Below are 16,378 nucleotides of genomic sequence, written 5' to 3' on the forward strand. Positions count from 1 at the left end.
ATGGCGCTTCTCGAAATCGAAAATCTCGTCGTCGAATTCCAGACGGCGTCCGGGCCCTTCCGGGCGGTAGACGGCGTGTCGCTCAAGGTGCATGAGAGCGAGGTCCTGGCAATCGTCGGAGAATCGGGCTCCGGTAAATCCGTGTCCATGCTTGCCGCCATGGGGCTTCTGCCCTGGACCGCCAGGGTGACGGCGGACAAGCTCGCCTTCAAAGGGCGGGATCTGCTGAAAATGCCCGCTTCCGACCGTCGCAAGATCATCGGCAAGGACATTGCGATGATCTTTCAGGAGCCTATCGCCAGCCTCAATCCATGCTTCACCGTGGGTTTCCAGATCGAGGAAGTGCTGCGGATACATATGGGCCTCGACCGGGCAGCGCGGCGCAAACGCGCGATCGAGCTGTTCGAGTCGGTCGGCATTCCCGACCCGGCCGAGCGCCTCGGGCACTTCCCGCACCAGATGTCGGGCGGACAGTGCCAGCGCGTGATGATCGCCATCGCGCTTGCCTGTAATCCGAAGCTGCTCATCGCAGATGAGCCGACGACCGCATTGGACGTGACGATCCAGAAGCAGATCCTCGACCTCCTGATGAAGCTGCAGCAGGAATACCGCATGGGCCTGATCATGATCACCCATAACATGGGCGTCGTTGCGGAGACCGCGGACCGCGTCATCGTGCAGTATAAGGGCCGCAAGATCGAGGAGGCGGACGTTCTGTCGCTGTTCGAATCGCCGAAGAGCAATTACACCCGCGCCCTTCTCTCGGCCCTGCCGGAGAATGCGACGGGGGACCGGTTGCCGACGATTTCCGAACTTTTCAATGAGCAGCAGATGCTCGATGGAGCCGCTCGATGACCCATGTTCTCGAAGCCCGCAATCTGGTGCGCGACTATCACATTCCCGGAAACCTCTTCCGCCAGGCGCGCAGCGTGCACGCGCTGAAGGGCGTGAGCTTCACCGTCGACGAGGGCAAGACGCTCGCGATCGTCGGCGAAAGCGGCTGCGGCAAGTCTACGCTCGGGCGCATCATCACGCTCATCGACCCTGCAACGGCGGGAGAGCTTCTGATCGACGGCAGGAAAGTCGACATCGCCCGCGAGGGTTTGACGGCCGAGATGCGCCGCAAGGTACAGATCATCTTTCAGAACCCTTACGGCTCTCTCAATCCCCGCCAGAAGATCGGCGATATCCTGGCGGAACCGCTGATCATCAACACCAAGACCCCGGCAGGCGAACGCCGCGAGCGGGCCATGGCTATGTTGAAGAAGGTTGGCCTGGAGGAGAAGCATTACAACCGGTACCCGCATATGTTCTCCGGCGGTCAGCGGCAGCGTATAGCGATCGCTCGCGCCCTGATGCTCAATCCCAAGCTTCTCGTTCTGGACGAACCGGTCTCGGCGCTCGATCTTTCCGTGCAGGCCCAGGTTCTGAACCTGCTCGCCGATCTCCAGGACGAGTTCAAACTCACCTATGTCTTCATCAGTCACGATCTGTCGGTGGTGCGCTATATCGCCGACGACGTGATGGTGATGTATTACGGTGAAGCGGTCGAGTATGGCAGCCGGGACGCGGTGTTCTCCGATCCGCGGCACGACTATACCAAGACCCTGTTCGCGGCGACGCCGCGGGCGGACGTCGCCAGCATCAAGGCCCGTCTGGCGCGGAAGAACGCCGCCTGATCGGAAAGATACAGGTCACTTCAATGCCGGCAAACTCTTGTTCGGCTCAATACCAGGATGAGGATTATGGAAATTAAGCGTTTCGAAAGCGGCTCGCGGATGAGCCAGGCCGTGGTCTACAACAACACCGTCTATCTCGCCGGCCAGGTCGGCAATGCCGGTGACGATGTCGTCACCCAGACGAAGCAGGCGCTGGCGGAGGTGGATCGTCTGCTTGCGCTCGCAGGAACGGACAAGACGCGCATTCTCTCCACGACCGTCTGGCTCGCGGACATGGCGGACTTTGCCAAGATGAACTCGGTCTGGGACGCCTGGGTGCCTCAGGGCAATGCGCCGGCCCGCGCGACCGGCGAAGCGAAACTGGCGACCCCGGAATATCTCGTCGAAGTGATCGTGACGGCAGCTCTCTAAATCGGTTCACGCGAGCAGATATGCGCTCCATCTTCTCCGCCGTCGGCCCCTGGCCGGCGGCGTTTTGCTGCCGGCCGTACACGCTTGCGGCGAAAGGAACGATTTACGCAGTTGCGGCGTTTAACGGGGCATTCCGCATGGAGGATGAAGCATGCTTTACTGGGTGCCAAGGCTCGTCGTGTCGGCGCTGGTCCTCCTGGTACTTGGCATGGATCTTTTCCCGCGCACGCCGGAGGAGGTGGCCTGTACATTGTTGATCATCGTCGGTGGGCTTGGCCTGCTTTCCGCCACGCTCCACCTGTTCCCGTCCGAACAACATTGAGGAAGGCTTCGTGGCAGCAGACATCCTGCCGTGGAGCGCAGCTCCGTCCTGCATCCGCGAGCGGGCTGTTCGGCGCATGCGCGTTTGAGAGGTAGTTGCCGATGGATATAGCCGAACGGACAACGGCCAAGCGTCGGCGAAAGCGGGAAGCGGCGAAAGAAATCGCTCTGGCCGAGGCATCGGCGATCGTTGCCCGGAAACGCGACAGCATAGAGCTTGCCGGCAGCTGGAGCGTGATCGGTCTGTTCGTGATCGCCTGCGCAGCGGTGGTTTATGCGATGGAACCGATCCTCCTGCCGATAACGCTTGCGGTCGTTGTCGGTATCGTCCTCGGCCGGGCTGCCGATGAGCTTGCCCGGTTCGGTCTTCCGCCTATCTTCGGCGGGCTGTTGCTGGCGCTTTTCTTCCTGCTGGGCCTGTCATATCTGGTCAATGCCATTCTCTGGCCGATTACCGAGGTCGCGCGCGAAGCGCCGCGGCTGGTCGAAGGCGTGATCGAGCGGATACTGCCCTATCTGCAGCGCTTCGAATGGCTGAACCTGGTGCTTGCCCGCGGGACGGAAGAGGAGGCCTTTGCCGACGTCATCGTCAAGAATGCGGGGCCGCTGATCGGTGGCGCGGCGGCCAGCCTCACCCCGGCTCTCGTGCAGACCCTGATCTTTTTGGCGGCGCTCGTTCTATTTCTGCTCGGGCGCGTTCAACTGCGCAGCACGATCATTCTTGCCTTCCCCAGCCGCGAAGGGCGTTTGACGGCAATCCGGGTCATGAACGCCCTCGAGGATGCGCTTGGGCATTATTTCTCGACCGCAAGCCTGATCTACCTGGCGCTTGGCGCAGTTACCATGGTGGTCGCGCTCGTCGGCGGATTGGCGATGCCGCCGCTTTGGGGCCTTTTCGCCTTCGTCTCGAGTTTCATTCCCTATCTCGGTGTCACGTTCATGACCCTGGCTTTGCTCGTTGGCGGGCTGATGACCCATGATGCGCTCATCGTTGCGCTCGCCCCGGCCACCGCCTTCTTCTTCGTTCACCTCGCCATGGAGAACCTGCTGGTGCCCGCCATCCTCGGCCAGCGCTTCGATATCAATCCATTCCTGATCTTCGTAGCGATCATCTTCTGGACGTGGATGTGGGGCGCCGTCGGCGCGATCCTCGCCTTTCCGCTATCGCTGATCGCGATGATCATCTTCGAACAGGTGCTGCTGCCGCCGCAGGAACGGCAGCTGCCGGGCTGACCCAAGAAGGGGCGGGGAAGATCGGCACCCGTCCGGCTCATCCCATTATACGTTCAAGACATCAGGTCTGACCTGACCGCATCTAATACGTTCCGGCCTGCGCATGCTCGTCGAAGAAAAGGGCCTGGCTGATCAGCGCCTTCACGGTATCCGGGTTGAAGGGCTTGGTCACCAGAAAGGCAGGCTCCGGTTTCTTGCCGGTCAGCAGTCGTTCGGGGAAGGCGGTGATGAAAATGACGGGAACGGCAGCCTGCGTCAGGATGTCGTTGACTGCGTCGATGCCGGAACTGCCGTCGGCCAGCTGTATGTCCGCCAGCACCATCTTCGGCGATGTCTTGCGATACAAACTAAGCGCCTCGCCGTGCGTGCGGGCGATCCCGGTGACCCGATGACCGAGGCTGGTTACCATGTCCTCGATGTCGAGTGCGATCAGAGGTTCATCCTCGATGATCATGACGTCGGTCGCGATCTGACGCGAGATCTCCTCCGAGGCGCTGGTCAGCAATTTCGCAAAGGCGCTTGCGTCTAGTCCCATGATTTCGGCTGCCTCGCCATTCGAGAAACCTTCGAGCGCGACGAGCAGGAAAGCCTGCCGCTGAGGGGGCGCGATAAGCGAGAGGTTGGACGCAGCCCTCTGCTCCCATGCGAAAGGCGAGGCGAGCTGTGTCCGATCGATCTTGAGTTGTCCGAACAAGGAACAGAACAGCTTGTAAAGGCTGGTGCGATCATTGGACGTGGAGGGGAAAAGTCCTATATCGTCGATCAACGCTTCGAGCACTGCAGCGACATAGGCGTCGCCGGCTGCTTGCGAGCCTGTGACGGCGCGCGCATAGCGCCGAAGATAGGGGAGATGGGGTGCAATCCTTGTGGAAAGTGGCATTTAGACCTTCCTAAACTGTTATGCGTATGGTCCTGTCTTGCTGGGAGAGTGCAGCAGGATACGTTAATGTATTGAGCACGTCTTTCGGTTTATGAAAAGACTTGAGAATCAGCCACGGCAATGAATCGAGAGCGAAGAGCTGCGCGATCTTGGACCGGATTTCGGCCGAGTGCAGATCACGGGATAGGACATCGATTTTTGCGAGTGTGAAACACACGGATCGCGCGGAACGGAACGATGAAGAAGTCCTCAAAAAGCGGCGGCACTCCAGCATGGCTCGCCCGCGCCGAGGCGACGCAAGCCAACAATCAGATCGCTTCGAAGCTGAAGATGCTCTATCAGGCGGTGGAGCACGAACCCGTGCCGCAGCACTTTCTGGACCTCTTGCATCGTCTGGACGAGGCCGAGGAACGACCCCGCGCCGACCGGTAGCCGGGTGAATGGCGCAAGCAATCGGCAAGCGTCACACTCCACACCGCGTCATATCTCAGGACAAATGGCAGCGATTTGCCGGCCCAACTGCGAACGGTAATGTGGAACAGTTCCGCTTTCCGAGGGAAAGCGGAACTGTTCCATCTCGTCAATTCGAGGCGCGCCAGCTTCAGCGCGCGGTTCGCGCGATTCCCGTCAGCAGCGCGCGGTGTACTGACGACCGTATCGGTCGCGATAGACGCAATAGCCGGGCTCGTTAGCGCGACCGATGAGGGCACCGGCGACACCACCTACCGCTGCGCCGACGGCAGCGCCTCGAACATCATTCGATATTGCGCCACCGATAATGCCGCCGGAGGCCGCGCCAATTGCCGCTCCCTTTTCCGTTTGCGTGCAGGCGGCCAGGGGAAGGATCAGGCATGCGACGACGAGTAGCTTCTTCATGACGCGTTCCTATTCAGGGTTGAGTACAACTGCTGGATATGACCAGGTACGATCTTCGGCGGAAATGCGCGCCGAAGTATAACGGGAGCTGGCGGGATGCTCGGTCGAGCGTCGTTCCGCGTTGGCGAGGCTAAACATGGACGCCGAAGCTCGCATTCCCATCTCCCATGGATGCCGCCGCCGCGGCGCTTGTTATTGTCGCAAAAACGCCGGTTGGCGCCATTTGTTCCGCGCCGCGGGACGCGGGCGCGCATTCCTGTTGTCGTATGGGTAGCGAAGCGTTCTGTTATTTCGCGGACGCGCGTTCGGTTTGCTCCAACGTCTCGAGCAGACGCTGGAGCCGGTTGTTATATTTTTGTTCCGATTGCTGCTGGAGTTCGCGCATCGTCCTGCCGATATGCAGATTCTGGTTGCGCAGTTCCGCCTGATGGCGGCCAGCCTCGTTTACGGTTTTCCATATATGTCGCGAGGATATCTTCATCGTCTTCCAGGGAATTCTTTCACTGCGGACAACGCCAAGCGCTTTCGAAGGTTCCTATTGCTTGGAGGCGAAAATACCGTCCTCTCTTCTATTTCCGGTTTTCTTGGTTAATCAAAGGTTTCCAATGGCAACGGCCTGCTCGCCCGCCGCGAAGGCAAGTTGATCCGGGAACAAAGGCTTGCGGGCGCGCGTTTTGATTTCGGTAGCGCAGACAAGGAGATAGCAGATGCTCTATTACGCTCTCGTGTTTCTGATCGTCGCGATCATCGCCGGTGTACTCGGTTTCGGCGGTATTGCCGGCGCTTCGGCAGGGATCGCACAGGTCCTGTTCTTCCTGTTCCTCATTTTCCTGGTGATCTCGCTCGTGGCGGGTCTCATCCGCCGAACCTGACCCTGCCGCCGGCGCTTGCCGGCGGGAAATTGGTATTCGAACGACAAGGGGTGGAGCTCTCGTCTCCACCCCTTTCCAGTTGCGGTTTGACGCTCTGTTGCCTTGCCCTGCCGGATGCCCTTGGCTATGCATGCGCACACCCGCCGCGCGTGGCGCGACAGCCGCACCCAGGACAGGAGAGCATCTGCACATGAAGACGGACGTTGTGGTTCTCGGTGCCGGCATTGTCGGAATTTCCTGCGCGATCCACCTGGCACGGCGGGGAAAATCGGTGGTGCTTGTGGACCGGCGCGGACCGGGCGAGGAGACGTCCTACGGCAATGCAGGCCTTATACAGCGCGAGGGCGTTTTCCCTTACGGGTTTCCGCACAATTTCGGTGCGCTTTTCCGCTACGCCCTGAACAACACGATCGACGCCAGCTACCATGTCCGGGCACTGCCCAGCCTGGTGCCTTTCCTGGCGCGCTACTGGTGGCACTCCGGCTTCACCCAGCACCAGAAAATAGCCCATCTTTACGCGCCGCTCATCGAGCACTCGATCGCGGAGCATCAGGAGCTGATCGATGCATCCGGAGCCGGCGAGCTCATTCGCAGAGATGGCTGGATGAAGGTTTTCCGCACGGAAAAGGAACGTGATGCGGCCTACAAGGACGCCGAGCGGCTTTCGACGGGTTTCGGCGTCAGCCATCAGAAGCTTTCGGCCAGCGAGCTAAAGACCCTCGAGCCGTCGATCCAGGTCGAACTCTCTGGCGGCCTGCGCTGGACCGATCCATGGTCGATCCGCGACCCGCACAGCCTCAACAAGGCCTATCTCGCTTATTTCCAGTCGCTTGGCGGCAGGCTCATTTCCGGCGATGCGGCGACGCTGGAGCATATCCTCGAAGGCGCGGGCTGGCGTGTCGCCACTCCGGACGGCCCGTTGGAGGCTCGGGAGGTCGTCGTCGCCCTCGGCCCATGGGCAGACACGGTGACGCGCAAACTCGGCTACCATTTCCCGCTTGCCGTGAAGCGCGGTTACCACATGCATTATGGTACCAGGGAGGGAGCGCAGCTCAACAACTGGGTGCTCGATGCCGAAAAGGGCTATTTCCTGGCGCCGATGCTGCGCGGCATCCGCTTGACGACCGGTGCGGAGTTCGCGCTGCGTGACGCGCCGAAAACTCCGGTGCAACTGACCCGAGCGGAGCGCGTCGCGCGCGAGTTCTTCCCGCTCGCCGAGCGGCGCGATGAGGAGCCATGGATGGGCGCGCGCCCCTGCACGCCCGATATGATGCCGATCATCGGCAAGGCCCCGCGGCACGAAGGCCTCTGGTTCGCCTTCGGCCACGCGCATCACGGCATGACGCTAGGTCCCGTCACCGGCCGGGCGCTGGCCCAGGCGATGACGGGTGAAAAGACCGTTATCGACATCGCGCCTTACCGGCCGGAGCGATTTCTGGCCTGAAGCTCTGATCCCTGTAGAGGGACGATCAGATGCAATTCCCTTCGTAAAGGTATTTGGCCACGTCCGGGTCGGCAATATTCGCCTTGGTCGCGGTTACCGTGCCGGTGCCGATCGGCGTCTCGACGGGCTCGCCCTTGACGGCAGCGACGGCCTGCTTGAAGCCGACATAGCCCATTTCGTAGGGCTGCTGGATGACGAGAGCGTCGAGCAGCCCCTCATTCAGAGCCTCGATCTCGGCTTCATCGGCATCCACCGCAATAGCGACGACGCTCTCGGCCGTCTCGGTGGAACGGATGCCGCCGGCAACGCCGATCGCGGGATTGTTCGATTGGGAGACGACGCCGATGAGGTCGGGGTTGGCGCTCATGAGCGACACGTAGGCCTGCTGTGCCTTCGGGATATCCTCACTTGCAAACTGGTTGCCGATATAGGTGAGATTCGGATACTTCTTGATCTCTTCTTCGAAACCCTTGATCCGGGCATCGACGGTGGAAATGCCGGGAATGCTGTTGATCTGCGCCACCTTGCCGGACTTTCCGTCGAGTGCCTTCGCGAGCGCCTTGGCGGTTTCGCGGCCGACGCTTTCATTGTCGGTTCCGACCACGGCGGAGAGCACCGACGGGTCGTCGAGCGTGGTGTCGACGGCGACGATCTTGGCGCCGTTGGCGGCTGCCTCCATCAGTGGCGCGATCAGCGCGGTCGAGCTCGTCGGATCGAGCACGATGGCAGAAGGGCTCGTCGCCATGACGGCGTTCAGCACCGGGATCTGCTCGGAGGCCGAGTAGGTCGGTGCGGCCTGGATGTTGACCTTCACGCCCAGTTCCTTGGCGGCGGCGCGGGCGCCGCAGGCGATCGCCTCATGAAACCCGCTATTGCGCTGGCCGAGCACAAGCGACACGCTGATATCGTCCGAGGCCGAGGCGGCGGTTGCCGAAATCGCCGTGGCGGCAAGCAGGATAGAAAGTCTCGCAATAGCCTTCGTCATTATGTTCCCTCTTTTGGTTTGGTTGGAGGTCAGGAGGAGCGGGTGCGGCGTCGGTACTGGTCGAGCAGCACGGCCGCGAGAAGGACGATGCCCACGGCCACTTCCTGCCAGAAGCTGGGCAGGCCGACGATGATCAGACCCGAAGCCAGTACGACAGGGATGAACACGCCGGCTGCTGTGCCGTACATGGAGCCGATGCCACCGAAGAGGCTGGCGCCGCCGAGGACGACCGCTGTAATGGCCTTCAGATTGTCCATGGCGTGGCCGGAAATCGTTGTCGAGGAGAAGCGGGTGAGGGTGAGATAACCGGCCAGTCCAGCGCAAACGCCGGAAAACACATAAATCGATATGAGATGCCGATCGACCTTGATGCCGGCGCGGCGTGCTCCTTGCTCGTTGGAGCCGACTGCATAGGTATAAAGGCCGAAGCGGGTCATATGCAGAGCGATACCGGCGACGGACGCGAAGACGCAGGCGATCAGCACGATGACTGGAATGCCGCCGATACGGCCGATACCGATCGATGTGACGATCGAGCGAGGCACGCCGGTCAGATCGACGCCGCCGGTCATCAGCCGGGCGAGACCGAGTGCGATGCCCATGCTGGCAAGGGTGACGATGAGCGGCGTAAGCCGGGCTCGGGCGATGAGGAGGCCGTTGACCAGCCCCCAGAAGGCTCCGGAGGCAAGCGCAACGGCGAGGCCAAGCACCGGCACCCAGGGTGCGTCTGAGCCCGTCGCGCGCATGGCAATCAACGACGCGACGCTTGAGAAGACAAGCACGGCGCCCACCGACAGATCGATGCCGGAGGTGATGATCACATAGGTCATGCCGACCGCGAGGATCATCATCATCGATGCTTCGATCGCCATGTTTCTCAGGTTGATACCGCTCAGGAATGCCGTCGGCGCCATGACCGTAAAGATCGCTATGATGATGATCAGCGAACCGAAGATCATCAGTTCCGGGCCGTCGAGCAGCCGGCGGATCACGGATTTTTGCGGCGCTACTTCATGCTGCATCGAAGCTTGGTCCTTGGTCGTACTCTTGCTGGAGGCGGTATCGATCGTCATGCCGCGGCTCCTTCCCTTTCGAGAGCGCCGGTCATAGCCCCCACGAGCTCGTCGGAGGTGACGGTGCTGGTGGTATAGGTCGCGACGCGGCGCCCATGGCGAAGCACGGTGACACGGTCGGAAACCGCAAGCACATCCGGCATGCTGTGGCTGATGAGTACGACGGAGACGCCGGTGTCGCGAACCCGGCGGATGAGGTCGAGCACGTTGCGCGTCTGCGCAACGCCGAGCGCTGCTGTCGGTTCGTCCATGAAGACCACCCGTTTCGCCCACATGAGCGCTCGTGCAACGGCGATGCCTTGGCGTTGTCCGCCGGAGAAATTAGCGACGGCTGCGCGCATGTCGGGAACGCGCACGCCCAGGCGCGCAAAAGACTCCTGGGCCTTGCGCCGCATCAGCGCCTTGTCGAGAAAGCCGAGGCGGCCCATCAGACCGGGGGAGGCGATTTCGCGGCCGAGGTAAAGGTTCTGCACGGCATTGAGATCGACCGCCAGCGACAGGTCCTGGTAGACGGTTTCGATGCCATGGGCACGCGCGTCGAGGGGACTATCGAAATGGACCAGCGTGTTGTCGATATAGATTTCGCCGCTGTCGGGTTGGAGCACGCCGGACAGGATCTTTGTCAGCGTTGATTTTCCGGCGCCGTTATCGCCGATGAGGGCAACGACCTCGCCTTCATGGATATCGAAATTCGCGCCTTGCATGGCGCGCATCTGCCCGAAGCTTTTTTCGATGTTCCGGGCAGAGAGAATGGGTGTGGTCATGCAAGTCTCCAAGGCATGAAGAACGATCGGTGGATCCGGCTCGGACACGTTGTTCAGGCGCAGATTGCGACATGAACGGCTGGTTCTTCGCGTCAGTCGGCCGTGCCGCACCACTCGGCGATGGCACGGGCGTAGATGCGGGCGCATTCGCGCCATTCCCTCATATTGAGCCGTTCATCGACAGCGTGAGCGTAGCGGATGTTGCCGGGGCCGAGCACGATTGCGGGAATGCCCTGAGCCTGAAGGAAGGAAGCATCGCTCACCGCGTTGAAGGAGGCCGTGGCGGGGCGCCCCGCAGGCGGAGGCCCAAGCACCGCGGAACGGGACCGGACCAGCACGTCGACCAGCGGGTGCTCCGTGGATACGTCTGCGACTGGCCAATGGCTGCGCCAGCTGAATGTCGGCGGATTCTCGCGGAGCCAGGGATCGAGCTGGGCGGCGTGATGCACATGGCGCTCGATTTCAGCCTTCACCGCCTCAGGATCTTCTTGCGGTGCGTACCAGACCAGGTATCCGACATAGGCGTGGTCGGCCATATAGCCGACGCTCGGAACGCCGACATCGCCGTGAAAAACGCCGGGCACGAGTGAAAAGAGGCCTGGCGGAAAGGCTGGATGGCGTTTTGTGATACCCCATTCCTGTTCAAGGTCCTGCAGCGCCTGCACGACCTTGATCAGCTTCTCGACGGCATTGACCCCGGCGCTCGGGCCTTCCCCGCCGGCCCTGATGGCGGCGCCCCTGTTGCCGGCATGGGTGCCATGACCTTTCACCGAAATCTCGAGATTGAAATTGCCGGCCGACACGGGAGCGATCGTCAGCGGCTCGGGCTGGGAGGAGGGCTCTGCGACGATGGCGGCATCGGAACGAAACCCCGCCTTGATGACTGCTGTCGTGCCGTTTTCGTGATCCATCGTCTCTTCGCCGACGACGGCATGGACCTGCAGGTCGCCCTTCAGCCGCACGCCGGCTTCCTTGAGAGCCGCGATGGCGAGGCAGGCCGCCGCAAGGCCCCCCTTCATGTCGGTGGAGCCAAGGCCGAAGAGCTCCTCACCGCGCCTTACGGGCTTCCACGGGTCGCCGGAGGTCCAGGCTTCGGGCTTGAAGGGAGCGACGGTATCGACATGCCCGTTGAAGAGCAGGGAGCGCCCGCCGCCGGTGCCCTTCAAGACTGCAGCAAGGTTGATCCGCTGCGGATCGGCTGCGACGTCATTGAGTTCGAAATCGAGTTTGGAAAGATAGGCGCCGATCAGGCGCGTGCACGCCGTTTCGCCGCCGATCACGCTTTCGCGGTCGATACCGGGAAAGCCGGGATTGATGCTGTTGATGCCGACGAGCTGTTCGAGGAGCTGCTCCGCTCCCGGGGCGAGGCGGTCGATAGCATCGTCGATGCGCCCCGAAAGTGCGGAAGCCTGCACGTCTTTCACTGATGAGTGCATGTCTGATCCCAGGTTTTTTTCCCGCAGGCCATTTCTTGTTCTACCGGACGCGAATGACTTGCCGTCGCTCGAGCCGCACGTGGTCTGCAGGAAAAAACTGCGCGATTGTCAGACATCTGTCAACAGGAAAAATCGCCTTCGTGGCGAGGCATGGGAGGTCGGCCGCGTCGGTCGGGATGCTTCACGCCAGGAAGGTTGGATACAGACGATATTGGCGTATCTCTGCCGGCTTAACCCAAAGCAAAAAATCACAAAGAGGTCAGTTGTCATACAAGAGAGGCCGCGACCCGTAACAAGGGTTCGCGAATGGTAACATGGGAGGCGGCCTGCATTCGTCGTTATTTATCTCTGGCGACGGAACCAAGGGAAGTCTTGCGTGTTTCTCCCGCGGCTGACCTCAAGATCGGCCGGCTCGGGCTTTGCCCGGCTTTGGGAGGAGTTTCGTACAAATGAGCAAGCAGACGGTGGAGGTGGCCGGCGAAGCTGTGGGCGCGCTTATCCCGGACAATGGCCGGTTGCGCTTCCTGGCTGTGAAGTTCAGCGTCTGGTCCTTGGACGGCCGGGTCTTTGCGACGCCCGATGAAGCGCGCAAGGCCGTGGCCGCGGTTCATGGTCTAGAAAAGAGGGCACCTGTGTTCAGCACAGGGATGCTTGCAATGAACGGACAGGAAATAGCCCCCGCGCCCGACGCGCGGTGAAGGGCGCCCGGTCTTGGTTTTGAGCTCTACTTAGGTGTGCGAGCCTGTTCCTGCAGGGCATCATCACCCGCTCGCGAAGCGCCATCGGTCGCGTTGAAATCTTCCGGCGCCTTCCACTGCAGCGCGACTTCCAACCGGCCGAGGACGAAGAGTACGACGAGACTCGTCACGGCGGCAAAGACCGCGATCAACCAGAAACCGAAACCGACAGAAAGTCCGACCGCTCCGGCGAGCCACATGCCGGCGCCCGTCGTCAACCCTTTCACTTCACCCTTCGAGAACACGATCATGCCGGCGGCGAGAAAGGCCACGCCCGCCGTTACGGCTTCTACCACGCGAATGGGATCGATGCGCACCTCCGGGCCCGAAAGGCTCTTCATGTGAACGCTTTCGATGGCGACCACGGCGAAGATCGCCGAGGCGAGGCTGACGAGAATATGGGTCCTCAGGCCCGCTGGCCGCTGCCGCCTTTCGCGCTCGATGCCGATGAATGCCCCGAACAGGACGGCGCCGAAGAGACGCGCGAACAATATCGGATAGGGGGTATGCGTATCTGCGAAGATGTCGGCGAAGATTTCATTCATGAAAGACGAACCAACTCCGAGGTCGGTCAGAATCGATCGTGATCTGGCCCGCAATGATGGAAGAAGAGCGGGATGCGGCGGCAGACCGCCTGCATCCCGCTCGCGTCCGGACTACTGCGCCGGAGCGGCCGGCGGCTGTGCCGGTGCTGCAGGCGTCTGCGTTTCGGGTGCTGCCGGCGGTGCTGCCGGCGTCTGCGTGTCAGGCGCGGCCGGCGCTGTCGTTCCTCCGGCGGGCGGCGTCGCCTGGTCGGTCGGTGCTGCCTCATTCGTAGGCGCAGGCTGATCCGTCGGTGCGGCCGGCGGAGTCGTATCCGACGGGGCCGTTTCGGATTGGCTCGGCGCGACCGGCTCGTTCTCGGCGTCGGTGGTCAACTCCGCCGGCAGCCAAGCGATAAGCGCGAGTATCAGGCCGGCGAGGATGATGATCATCAAAGGCCAGCGGCTGCGCCGCGTTGTAACCACGGTCGTATCCGGATCCCGAGGCGTCGGCTGACCGGTGGCTGGATCGAGCGGCGGTTTCGTCCTCAATTCGTCGTGCTGATTCATGGTATGCATCCTTTCTGTCCGTCACCCCGCCGACAGATCGCCTCCGCTGGACCAAGCCGGCGAAGGCTTGAGGAGAGGGGTTCCGTGCCACCGCACGTAAAGCGCGGCCTCGCCGCGGCGCAGACGGCGCACGAGGCAATGATAAACGATTGGGAGCCTGCAAGGTTCCGTTGCGCGCAATCCGGATACGCAACTTGGCTGAGAATGCGGTTTCGCCGCTTCGCAACCGTCAGTGGCGCGTCGTCATAAAACTGTCACAAAAGCGGCTGACCGTCGCGGCGGCGCAAGGATGGGGCATCTAATCTGCGGAGGATCGAGATGGATGTCGAAGGCTTTACCACGGCGCGGGTCCTGACAAGGCAGAGGCGGCTACAGGGCGACTTTCACTGGGCGCTTCTCGTCATTTTCGCCGGCGTTGTGCTGCTGACTTCGATCGTCATCGCCGATCGGCTTTTTGGAATTGACTATTACGACCTGGTGCGCGACCCCAACGCCATTGCCGGGCAGCCGAAATATTTCGGGCTGGTCTCCAACCTCGGCGTCATCTTCTGGTTTGCGGGCGGGTTCGCTGCTCTTCAGGCCTATTGGGCCGGCGCCGGTTTCGCCGCGCCGCATCTGCGCCGAGCGCTCCTCGCCGGCGGGCTCTTTTCCGGCCTTATGGGTGTCGACGATCTCCTGATGCTACACGAAGCGGTAGCTACTGCGGGCGTACCGGAATCGCTCGTTCTTGTGCCCCATATGCTTCTGCTGGCGACGCTTTGTTACCACGCCTGGTTCATCCGCCGGGATGTCCAGTCCCTCCTGCTTGTCGCCGCCGTCATGTCGCTCGGCTGCTCCTTCCTGGTCGACGCGGTTTCCGAGCACATTGCCGGCCTTGTCTTCGTCGAAGAGGGCTTCAAGATACTGGGGATCATGTTCCTGGCAGTCTTTCTCAGCCTTACCAGCCATGCGGCGCTGAGCACGAGAGCCCGGCGGTGATCTCAGCCCCTTTGGTGGGCCCGGAAGAATGCGGGCATGTTGCAGCCTTCTTCGAATCTGCTAGCTTCACCATCCTGGGATAGTGGCATCTTTGGGAGTGGGCTGACGACAATGCGGATGGCGAGGCTGGCTTGCACTTGTCTAATCCTTGTTCTTGCAGGCGCTGAGCGGCTCCACGCCGAACCGCTCTATACGGTGGACGACCTCGGAGCGGCGCTCAGCAGGTGCTGGACCCCGCCGGCAGGTTTCAAGGATTCCTTCGTTACGCTGAGATTCGGCTTCCGCGGCGACGGAACGCTGATGGGTCCGCCCCGGCCGACCGCGATCCGGGTGAGCGGGGATGAAAAGCAGCGGCAGGCCTTCGTCGCCGCCGCCACCGAAGCACTGCAGAACTGCGTGCCGCTGGAGTTTGCCAAGGAACTCTCCGACGAGATCGCGGGGAACGTGTTCACGCTGCAGTTCAAGTCGGCTCCCTGATCCCGGAGCCCGGATCAGGGAGCGGCTCCCGTTTTCCCGGACACAAGCCTCAGCCACGGCGGCAGGTGAAACAGGGACATCAGCCCGTACATGCTGGCCATTCCGTTCAGCAGCGATGCACCCTGCATGGAAGAGCAGATATCCGCATCTCCGCCAGACGCCGCGAGCAGCGCCATGGCCGCAAAAGTCGGGGCGGCGGCGAGGCCCAGCCAATCGGGCAAGCCACTGACGGCGGTACCCTTCCCAAGTGTCATGGAACATCACCCCCGGGCATATTCGTCATGGCGGCGCCACCAGATGCCGTTCTCGTTGCGTCCCTTTGGCGCCCGGTCGAGCCACTGATACATGCCCCATAGTCCGTCCAGACCACGCGCGTAGCTGGAATAGGTGTGGTAGACGATTCCGTCCTCGAGCACGAAGGCGCTGACGCCCGGCCTGTCGCGCGTGAAAGTGGCGACGTCGGTTCCCGCCATGGCGGCGATCTCGGCGGCCGGCCCCCGGCTTTCGCCTGGTTCGAGCAGAGGGGGCTCGCGGCGGAAATTGTACTCGATGCCGCCTTCGCGTTGCTGTTGTTCGGTGAACCAGACGCAGAAATCGCGGTTGAACTCGCCGTCGTTCGATGCGGCCCAGGGGAAACTCCACCCGAGACGCTGCTTATAGGCCGTGAGTTTCGCAAGTGGGGCACGGGAGACCGCATAAAAGGCGAGGTCGTGGTTTTCAAGATGAGGGACGATTCCGTTGAAGCCATCCGCGATAGCAGAACAGGATGGGCAGCCGGCCGTATAATCGGGCCCGAACATGAAATGGTAGACGAGAAGCTGCGAGCGTCCCTTGAAGAGGTCGCGCAGCGAGGCTTCACCCTCGTCGGTCTCGAACCTGTATGCCTGGTCGATCCGCACCCAGGGCAATTCCCGACGCCAGCGCGCCAGCTCGTCGCTTCTCCGTGTCAGATCCTTCTCGGCTGCGAGAAGATCGACGCGGGCCGCCAGCCATTCTTCCCGTGTTCCTGTTGCATGTGCCGTCATCATGCTTCTCCTTTGGCTATCTGTCGTCGTAGATTGGCGCCGCCGGGCGCGGGTCGCCGGTGTTCATGAGCCAGACTAGAGCCGGAGATCGAATGG

Annotated in this window: 21 protein-coding genes; 11 read left to right on the top strand and 10 right to left on the bottom strand. The window is 61.8% G+C overall.

Translation table 11 applies throughout. The features are described from left to right. The 5 genes from FB009_RS21610 (at nucleotide 1) to FB009_RS21630 (ending at nucleotide 3,644) form a co-directional block, all read left to right on the top strand. Nucleotides 1–855, top strand: a complete 855-nt coding sequence (locus FB009_RS21610) for an ABC transporter ATP-binding protein (RefSeq protein ID WP_011974539.1) — start codon at nucleotides 1–3, stop codon at nucleotides 853–855. Beyond that, the gene (locus FB009_RS21615) at nucleotides 852–1,679 is read left to right on the top strand and encodes a dipeptide ABC transporter ATP-binding protein (RefSeq protein ID WP_011974540.1); all 828 of its coding nucleotides are present in this window, start codon (nucleotides 852–854) and stop codon (nucleotides 1,677–1,679) included. The genes FB009_RS21610 and FB009_RS21615 overlap by 4 nt, the downstream gene beginning before the upstream one ends. Before the next feature lie 66 nt (nucleotides 1,680–1,745). After that, entirely contained in the window at nucleotides 1,746–2,090 is a 345-nt protein-coding gene (locus tag FB009_RS21620; RefSeq protein WP_011974541.1) for a RidA family protein, read from the top strand. A gap of 151 nt (nucleotides 2,091–2,241) precedes the next feature. Beyond that, on the top strand, nucleotides 2,242–2,412 hold the full coding sequence (locus FB009_RS21625) for a hypothetical protein (RefSeq protein ID WP_011974542.1): 171 nt from the start codon (nucleotides 2,242–2,244) through the stop codon (nucleotides 2,410–2,412). A gap of 101 nt (nucleotides 2,413–2,513) precedes the next feature. Beyond that, on the top strand, nucleotides 2,514–3,644 hold the full coding sequence (locus FB009_RS21630; protein WP_011974543.1) for an AI-2E family transporter: 1,131 nt from the start codon (nucleotides 2,514–2,516) through the stop codon (nucleotides 3,642–3,644). Nucleotides 3,645–3,726: 82 nt separating this feature from the next. On the opposite strand, the gene FB009_RS21635 is transcribed toward FB009_RS21630, so the two are convergent. After that, nucleotides 3,727–4,524: a response regulator gene (locus FB009_RS21635; protein WP_011974544.1), complete on the bottom strand. Its 798-nt coding sequence runs from the start codon at nucleotides 4,522–4,524 to the stop codon at nucleotides 3,727–3,729. A gap of 237 nt (nucleotides 4,525–4,761) precedes the next feature. Between FB009_RS21635 and FB009_RS21640 the strand changes: the two genes are divergently transcribed. Next, a complete protein-coding gene (locus FB009_RS21640; RefSeq protein WP_011974545.1) occupies nucleotides 4,762–4,956 on the top strand; it encodes a NepR family anti-sigma factor in 195 nt (64 codons plus the stop codon). Nucleotides 4,957–5,151: 195 nt separating this feature from the next. On the opposite strand, the gene FB009_RS21645 is transcribed toward FB009_RS21640, so the two are convergent. Further along, nucleotides 5,152–5,400 carry a YMGG-like glycine zipper-containing protein gene (locus FB009_RS21645; RefSeq protein ID WP_011974546.1) on the bottom strand — a complete coding sequence of 83 codons (249 nt, stop codon included), beginning with the start codon at nucleotides 5,398–5,400 and terminating at the stop codon, nucleotides 5,152–5,154. A 707-nt stretch (nucleotides 5,401–6,107) separates the two neighbouring features. Here FB009_RS21645 and FB009_RS21660 point away from each other — a divergent pair. After that, on the top strand, nucleotides 6,108–6,272 hold the full coding sequence (locus FB009_RS21660; protein WP_003527150.1) for a DUF1328 domain-containing protein: 165 nt from the start codon (nucleotides 6,108–6,110) through the stop codon (nucleotides 6,270–6,272). A 190-nt stretch (nucleotides 6,273–6,462) separates the two neighbouring features. Continuing rightward, the gene (locus tag FB009_RS21665) at nucleotides 6,463–7,716 is read left to right on the top strand and encodes an NAD(P)/FAD-dependent oxidoreductase (RefSeq protein WP_011974548.1); all 1,254 of its coding nucleotides are present in this window, start codon (nucleotides 6,463–6,465) and stop codon (nucleotides 7,714–7,716) included. Between the two features lie 25 nt (nucleotides 7,717–7,741). On the opposite strand, the gene FB009_RS21670 is transcribed toward FB009_RS21665, so the two are convergent. The 4 genes from FB009_RS21670 to FB009_RS21685 form a co-directional block, all read right to left on the bottom strand. Next, on the bottom strand, nucleotides 7,742–8,701 hold the full coding sequence (locus FB009_RS21670; RefSeq protein ID WP_011974549.1) for an ABC transporter substrate-binding protein: 960 nt from the start codon (nucleotides 8,699–8,701) through the stop codon (nucleotides 7,742–7,744). A gap of 29 nt (nucleotides 8,702–8,730) precedes the next feature. Beyond that, on the bottom strand, nucleotides 8,731–9,774 hold the full coding sequence (locus FB009_RS21675) for an ABC transporter permease (protein ID WP_011974550.1): 1,044 nt from the start codon (nucleotides 9,772–9,774) through the stop codon (nucleotides 8,731–8,733). Next, nucleotides 9,771–10,538 carry an ATP-binding cassette domain-containing protein gene (locus FB009_RS21680; RefSeq protein WP_020487310.1) on the bottom strand — a complete coding sequence of 256 codons (768 nt, stop codon included), beginning with the start codon at nucleotides 10,536–10,538 and terminating at the stop codon, nucleotides 9,771–9,773. The genes FB009_RS21675 and FB009_RS21680 overlap by 4 nt, the downstream gene beginning before the upstream one ends. A gap of 92 nt (nucleotides 10,539–10,630) precedes the next feature. Continuing rightward, entirely contained in the window at nucleotides 10,631–11,974 is a 1,344-nt protein-coding gene (locus FB009_RS21685; protein ID WP_011974552.1) for a M20 family metallopeptidase, read from the bottom strand. Nucleotides 11,975–12,423: 449 nt separating this feature from the next. Between FB009_RS21685 and FB009_RS21690 the strand changes: the two genes are divergently transcribed. After that, nucleotides 12,424–12,672, top strand: coding sequence for a hypothetical protein (locus FB009_RS21690; RefSeq protein ID WP_011974553.1), 249 nt, complete (start codon nucleotides 12,424–12,426; stop codon nucleotides 12,670–12,672). 26 nt (nucleotides 12,673–12,698) lie between these two features. Here the strand turns inward: FB009_RS21690 and FB009_RS21695 are convergent, their stop codons facing one another. Further along, nucleotides 12,699–13,256: an MgtC/SapB family protein gene (locus tag FB009_RS21695; protein WP_011974554.1), complete on the bottom strand. Its 558-nt coding sequence runs from the start codon at nucleotides 13,254–13,256 to the stop codon at nucleotides 12,699–12,701. A 111-nt stretch (nucleotides 13,257–13,367) separates the two neighbouring features. Further along, entirely contained in the window at nucleotides 13,368–13,811 is a 444-nt protein-coding gene (locus FB009_RS21700; RefSeq protein WP_011974555.1) for a hypothetical protein, read from the bottom strand. 309 nt (nucleotides 13,812–14,120) lie between these two features. On the opposite strand from FB009_RS21700, the gene FB009_RS21705 reads away from it, so the two are divergent. Next, the gene (locus FB009_RS21705; protein WP_011974556.1) at nucleotides 14,121–14,780 is read left to right on the top strand and encodes a hypothetical protein; all 660 of its coding nucleotides are present in this window, start codon (nucleotides 14,121–14,123) and stop codon (nucleotides 14,778–14,780) included. Between the two features lie 111 nt (nucleotides 14,781–14,891). Beyond that, nucleotides 14,892–15,257, top strand: a complete 366-nt coding sequence (locus FB009_RS21710; RefSeq protein ID WP_024311154.1) for a hypothetical protein — start codon at nucleotides 14,892–14,894, stop codon at nucleotides 15,255–15,257. A gap of 14 nt (nucleotides 15,258–15,271) precedes the next feature. Here FB009_RS21710 and FB009_RS21715 read toward each other — a convergent pair whose 3' ends face one another. Continuing rightward, entirely contained in the window at nucleotides 15,272–15,511 is a 240-nt protein-coding gene (locus tag FB009_RS21715) for a membrane protein (protein WP_011974558.1), read from the bottom strand. A 6-nt stretch (nucleotides 15,512–15,517) separates the two neighbouring features. After that, nucleotides 15,518–16,282, bottom strand: coding sequence for a DUF899 domain-containing protein (locus tag FB009_RS21720; protein ID WP_024311156.1), 765 nt, complete (start codon nucleotides 16,280–16,282; stop codon nucleotides 15,518–15,520). Nucleotides 16,283–16,378 lie beyond the last annotated feature (96 nt).

Source organism: Sinorhizobium medicae, from assembly GCF_007827695.1.
Lineage (GTDB): Bacteria > Pseudomonadota > Alphaproteobacteria > Rhizobiales > Rhizobiaceae > Sinorhizobium > Sinorhizobium medicae.

Bases quoted from the DNA above. Each gene is read 5' to 3' on its own strand.
- FB009_RS21675 (WP_011974550.1), bottom strand. From the start codon at position 9,774: ATGACGATCGATACCGCCTCCAGCAAGAGTACGACCAAGGACCAAGCT.
- FB009_RS21685 (WP_011974552.1), bottom strand. From the start codon at position 11,974: ATGCACTCATCAGTGAAAGACGTGCAGGCTTCCGCACTTTCGGGGCGC.
- FB009_RS21635 (WP_011974544.1), bottom strand. From the start codon at position 4,524: ATGCCACTTTCCACAAGGATTGCACCCCATCTCCCCTATCTTCGGCGC.
- FB009_RS21620 (WP_011974541.1), top strand. From the start codon at position 1,746: ATGGAAATTAAGCGTTTCGAAAGCGGCTCGCGGATGAGCCAGGCCGTG.
- FB009_RS21640 (WP_011974545.1), top strand. From the start codon at position 4,762: ATGAAGAAGTCCTCAAAAAGCGGCGGCACTCCAGCATGGCTCGCCCGC.
- FB009_RS21705 (WP_011974556.1), top strand. From the start codon at position 14,121: ATGGATGTCGAAGGCTTTACCACGGCGCGGGTCCTGACAAGGCAGAGG.
- FB009_RS21610 (WP_011974539.1), top strand. From the start codon at position 1: ATGGCGCTTCTCGAAATCGAAAATCTCGTCGTCGAATTCCAGACGGCG.
- FB009_RS21710 (WP_024311154.1), top strand. From the start codon at position 14,892: ATGCGGATGGCGAGGCTGGCTTGCACTTGTCTAATCCTTGTTCTTGCA.
- FB009_RS21715 (WP_011974558.1), bottom strand. From the start codon at position 15,511: ATGACACTTGGGAAGGGTACCGCCGTCAGTGGCTTGCCCGATTGGCTG.
- FB009_RS21720 (WP_024311156.1), bottom strand. From the start codon at position 16,282: ATGACGGCACATGCAACAGGAACACGGGAAGAATGGCTGGCGGCCCGC.
- FB009_RS21690 (WP_011974553.1), top strand. From the start codon at position 12,424: ATGAGCAAGCAGACGGTGGAGGTGGCCGGCGAAGCTGTGGGCGCGCTT.
- FB009_RS21700 (WP_011974555.1), bottom strand. From the start codon at position 13,811: ATGCATACCATGAATCAGCACGACGAATTGAGGACGAAACCGCCGCTC.
- FB009_RS21625 (WP_011974542.1), top strand. From the start codon at position 2,242: ATGCTTTACTGGGTGCCAAGGCTCGTCGTGTCGGCGCTGGTCCTCCTG.
- FB009_RS21630 (WP_011974543.1), top strand. From the start codon at position 2,514: ATGGATATAGCCGAACGGACAACGGCCAAGCGTCGGCGAAAGCGGGAA.
- FB009_RS21665 (WP_011974548.1), top strand. From the start codon at position 6,463: ATGAAGACGGACGTTGTGGTTCTCGGTGCCGGCATTGTCGGAATTTCC.
- FB009_RS21615 (WP_011974540.1), top strand. From the start codon at position 852: ATGACCCATGTTCTCGAAGCCCGCAATCTGGTGCGCGACTATCACATT.
- FB009_RS21670 (WP_011974549.1), bottom strand. From the start codon at position 8,701: ATGACGAAGGCTATTGCGAGACTTTCTATCCTGCTTGCCGCCACGGCG.
- FB009_RS21660 (WP_003527150.1), top strand. From the start codon at position 6,108: ATGCTCTATTACGCTCTCGTGTTTCTGATCGTCGCGATCATCGCCGGT.
- FB009_RS21645 (WP_011974546.1), bottom strand. From the start codon at position 5,400: ATGAAGAAGCTACTCGTCGTCGCATGCCTGATCCTTCCCCTGGCCGCC.
- FB009_RS21680 (WP_020487310.1), bottom strand. From the start codon at position 10,538: ATGACCACACCCATTCTCTCTGCCCGGAACATCGAAAAAAGCTTCGGG.
- FB009_RS21695 (WP_011974554.1), bottom strand. From the start codon at position 13,256: ATGAATGAAATCTTCGCCGACATCTTCGCAGATACGCATACCCCCTAT.